Source organism: Staphylococcus ureilyticus (genome assembly GCF_002902235.1).
GTDB lineage: Bacteria > Bacillota > Bacilli > Staphylococcales > Staphylococcaceae > Staphylococcus > Staphylococcus ureilyticus.
The window spans coordinates 1-5,046 of sequence record NZ_PPRL01000127.1 but is presented as its reverse complement, the minus strand read 5'-3'; the positions used below and the strand labels follow the sequence as shown (position 1 = coordinate 5,046).

4 protein-coding genes are annotated in these 5,046 nt (G+C 30.1%); 1 reads left to right on the top strand and 3 read right to left on the bottom strand.

Going from position 1 to position 5,046, the window contains the following annotated elements; all coding sequences use genetic code 11:
* Window positions 1–472: 472 nt before the first annotated feature.
* Window positions 473–1,135: a Bax inhibitor-1/YccA family protein gene (locus CD150_RS11655; protein WP_046207341.1), complete on the bottom strand. Its 663-nt coding sequence runs from the start codon at window positions 1,133–1,135 to the stop codon at window positions 473–475.
* Window positions 1,136–1,586: 451 nt separating this feature from the next.
* Here CD150_RS11655 and CD150_RS11650 point away from each other — a divergent pair, with 451 nt between their 5' ends.
* Window positions 1,587–2,396, top strand: coding sequence for a LysM peptidoglycan-binding domain-containing protein (locus tag CD150_RS11650; protein WP_046207340.1), 810 nt, complete (start codon window positions 1,587–1,589; stop codon window positions 2,394–2,396).
* Window positions 2,397–2,975: 579 nt separating this feature from the next.
* Here CD150_RS11650 and CD150_RS11645 read toward each other — a convergent pair.
* Both CD150_RS11645 and CD150_RS11640 read right to left on the bottom strand, forming a co-directional pair.
* Window positions 2,976–3,983, bottom strand: coding sequence for an inorganic phosphate transporter (locus CD150_RS11645; RefSeq protein ID WP_046207339.1), 1,008 nt, complete (start codon window positions 3,981–3,983; stop codon window positions 2,976–2,978).
* 13 nt (window positions 3,984–3,996) lie between these two features.
* Entirely contained in the window at window positions 3,997–4,614 is a 618-nt protein-coding gene (locus CD150_RS11640; RefSeq protein WP_019468170.1) for a DUF47 domain-containing protein, read from the bottom strand.
* Between the last annotated feature and the right edge of the window lie 432 nt (window positions 4,615–5,046).

Sequence of the window (5,046 nt, the reverse complement as noted above, 5' to 3'; positions counted from 1 at the left end):
CTTTACTTCCATATTCCAACCTCTCTCATATTCTGTTATACACCATACATATAAAATCATTTTTATAAAATTGATTATTTCTTTTATATTTTCATCTTTTGAAAATAGAACATTCACTGTTTTAGTTTCAAAGTACATGTTTTACCATTACATAATTTTGAATATAATAATTTAATTTGTCAACATATTTTTTCATTCATCGTCCTTAATTCTAACTTTTTTATATTTTATTAATGATAAAATAAGTTGTTATATAACATTATTATGTAATCATAAACTAAAGCCATCGTTGCATGTCAATCTTATATTAGCTGAATATTGTGTAATGATCATTTTAAGATACTAGACAAATAAAAATTAAAAGCAAAATAATAATCAAAAAAACCGTAACTGAATTTCTGTAAAAATCCAGTCACGGCTCTCACTTCTATTAGAATTTATAACTCATATTTTTTAATTTTAAATCTAATATTTACTTTTTAAATTTATTCGCAAGTCTTAGTACATATTTAATAATGTGTAATAAATTGATAAATAGGTTGAATCCCATTTCTCGTGGAGAATACTGACCACGTTTCATACGATTAAAATCATATATTGTATATAATAAGAATAATAGTAAGCCTACTACTGTAATGATTGTATGGAAAATTGGATTATGCACAAACATACCAATGATTCCAGCAACAATCAGAGCCACTAATGTTACAAATAAGTATTTACCCATTCCTGAAGCGTTATCGACAATGAAATAGCCAATTAAACCAAATGCGATAAAAGCACCTATTGCTAGTAACACATTCTTATAAAACACTTCTGGTCCTAAATTTTGCAAATAAGCTGTAAATGTAGCATAGGACAATAAACCGACAATAATTGCATATATATGTGAAATTACCAATCCATATTTACGTGCACGATTCGTTAAAACTGTAAATAAAACTAAAACTAGCAAGACGATAGAGAGTGGTTTTCTCCATTCCATGGGTAAAAACTGCCCAAAATAGCAACCAATGCCAAAAATAATCCAATAATAAATAAAGAATAACCATACTTTACCATACGCATGAGAATTGGATTTATCCTGCTTTGATTTAGATTGTTTTTGATTAATTTGTTGTGTTGATTCAGCCAATCATTTCACTCCTTAGATGTTATAACATCTTACACATTAATTAGAATGTATTCTTTAACATATGTGATTAATGTGCTTAAATGTTGTTAAAGTTTTGTTTATATTAAATGCATTACTTTCATTTTCACTATTCCACCTAAAATCAAACATTTTAACTATCAATTTTAAAAAGATGTTAACGTTAATTGAATTCCACACGTTTTCTAATGTTACAAAGTCATAAATTTTTAAATGAATTTCAAAATCAAAATTTCGTTTAAAGTCCATAACAAAAGTATTTATTAGGTTTACATCTCAATGTTCTAAAATGTTAATAATGTTACATCTCTATAACAATAGACACAAGTCAGCTAATTTTTGTTAGTATGTAACATGAATTCAATTAAAGAAAATCAAACAGATATATTTAATTTAAAATGAGTTATTTATATAGGTGTGAGGAGGAGTTCTTTTGAAAAAGTTTGCATTTGCAGTCACTGCTGCTTCAGGTGCAGCAGCATTTATTGCTAACCATGAAGCTGAAGCATCAACACAGCATACAGTACAATCAGGTGAGTCACTATGGACAATCTCAGAACAATATGGTGTTTCAGTAGATGAGATTAAACAAAACAATAACCTCGATAACAACATGGTATTTCCGGGACAAGTTATCGAAATTGGTGGAAGTGGTCAAAGCTCAAGTTCAAACGCTTCTTCACAAACATCAGGTGGTTCTTCACATACAGTTAAATCTGGTGAATCATTAAATATCATTGCTAATAATTATGGTGTTTCAGTTGATGCATTAATGTCAGCGAACAATCTAAATGGTTATTTAATCCAACCTGGTCAATCACTTAAGATTCCAAATGGATCAAGTGTTGGTGGTTCAGGTGGTTCTGGTAACACTGCTACACAATCGCCTTCTACTGGTAATAATTCTGCTAGTGACGCTAATTTATATGATTGGGGTCAATGTACATGGCATGTATTTAACCGTAGAGCAGAAACTGGGCAACCAATTAGTACATATTGGTGGAATGCTGATCACTGGGCTAACAATGCTGCAGCAGACGGCTACACAGTAAACAACACGCCAACTGCTGGTTCTATCATGCAAAATTACGAAGGTCCAATTGGTCACGTTGCATATGTTGAGCAAGTAAATCCTGATGGCAGTATTTTAATATCAGAAATGAATTATAATACACCTCCAGGTACAGTAGATTATCGTACAATTCCAGCATCTACTGCTTCTAGCTATAATTACATTCATTAAAAAGAGGAAGCATCTTAAACCTCTAACATTAATAAATAAGCGTCAATTTCTATAAGGTTTTTATAGAAATTGACGCTTTATTTTGTTTACTTACTTTATTTATATATATTTTAATCTCGACAATCATTTATGACAACTACATAGCATTAGTCGAACACTACAAGCAAAGGCAGCGCACAGAAATGCACACACAAAAACACTACCTACTACCAATAAAGTCCCTATTATGTTGGTAGTATAAAATATTTTAGGATGATACGATATAGCATCTTGATAATTTAGTATAGTAGTGTTTATTAAATATACGTAAGTGCTTTTTTAAGTATTTCAATATAAAATTACATACGTGTACATGTATTTTGACGAGATGCTTGAAGGAACAGGACAAGCTGAAGACTACAGGTTAAAGCCCCTACCTAAGAATACGAACCAACTATACGAATTATGGAATAAAACAAAGAAGCACTCAGATGAATTTAATCATCTGAGTGCTATTTTTCTAGTATTTATGTCACAGAATTTTTATCTTGAATTTATTTTAAAGTTATTCAGCTATTTATTACTCATTTTTGTTAATATTTATAAAACAATATTAATCACAAAATATATTAAAGCAGCTAATAATGCTGAAATAGGCAATGTAATTACCCAAGTCACAATCATACGTTGTGCTGTATTCCATTTCACACCTTTAATGCGGTTAGAAGAACCCACACCTAATATAGATGAAGACACAACATGTGTCGTTGAAAGTGGGAAATGTAGTGATGACGCAACAAAAATAGTTAAAGCAGAAGATAAATCCGCTGCTGCACCATTAGCTGGACGTATTTTCATTATATTTCCACCAACTGTTTTGATAATTTTCCAACCACCAACAGCTGTACCTAACCCCATTGCAGTAGCACAGGCAATCTTAACCCATAATTGAGGCTCAGTGCTTGTACCTGTTTGGATATTCGCAACTATAAGTGCTAAAGTAATAATCCCCATTGATTTTTGTGCATCATTTGTACCATGTGAAAATGATTGTAATGAAGCAGTGAAAATTTGGAAAAATCTAAAGTTACGATTCGTTTTCGTTAGATTTGCATTTTTGAAAACTACTTTAACAATTGAATACATAATAAAACCAACACAAAACGCAATAACTGGTGATAAAAGTAATACTATGATTATTTTTGTAAAGCCTTGATAATGTAGTACAGCAAATGTACCTTGAGAAGCAATTGCTGCGCCAGCAATTGATCCAATTAATGCATGTGAAGAAGAACTAGGTATTCCAAAAAACCAAGTTACTAAATTCCAAATAATTGCTGCCATAATAGCAGCTAAAACCACAACTAGACCATTTTCTAATTTAAATGGGTCTACAATATCTTTTGTTATCGTACTTGCAACTCCAGTAAATGTTAACGCACCAATAAAGTTCATAACTGACGCCAAAATAATCGCAGTTCTAGGAGTTAATGCACGTGTTGAAACAGCAGTAGCGACGGCATTGGCTGTATCATGGAAACCATTGATAAAGTCAAATATCAAAGAAAAAATAACGATAGCTACTGTGATAATCAAAATATATTCCATAAGTTAGGACTCCTTAGCTATTTTTCATTATTATTGTTTCAAAGTTATTCGCTACAGCTTGACATTTATCGGCAATTTCTTCTAAACTTTCATAAATCTCTTTGATTTTAATAAGCGTGATAGGATCAGTTTCACTGTTAAAAATATGTTTAATTGACTGACGTAATATACCATCACAGTTAGTTTCAAATTCTTTAATATTAATAGAATGAATGCGCATGTGCGATAATTTTTTATCGACAAGTAAGCCTACTGCTAATTTCATTTCAGCAATAGCTTTTTGGATATTATCAACAAATTCAGCCATATATTCATCGGTATATTCTATAGAGTACATTTCAAACATTGCTGATGTTTCTTCTATTGCATCTAAAACATCATCAATAGCGTTACATAAAGAGAGGATATCCTCACGTTCAATAGGTGTAATGAATGTTTGGTTCAAATCCGAAATCACTTGATGCATGAGCTCATCACCATGTGATTCGTAAGTTTTAATATTATCTGAGTATGCTTTAAGGTCTAAGTGTGTATTAAAATCCATTTTACCAAATTCAATTGCTGCACGGTCTAAGTTGAAAACCATTTCTTCAAGTTTCACCATGAACTTATCTTTTTTCTTGTTAAACATTCAAAAAATCCTCCATTTACAGTGACCAATATAATCACCTTCAATAAATTTAAAAAATTACATTCTTTTCTAGACAAATTAAGATTGGCAAGATTTACAATAGACCCATTACTGTTTTAATTTTATTAAAATTATGTAAATGAGTTTTTGCTTACTAGGTTTAAAAAATCTCACAAATGTTGATTTGTCCTTATTTGAAAATAGCACAAATTTAACAATCCTACAATTAAATTTACAAATTCTTAACATTACATTTTCGTTAAATTAATAATTTTGTGTATATTGTTCTGCGAAATTTATAATTTTTCAAAAATGATTTTAAAATCTATAAATTCATATATCAAAACGCACAATAGCAATATTTGCATAATTACTATTTTTAAGCAACAATTATTTTTCTATATCTCAAACTTAATTTAGATACAATTAGTT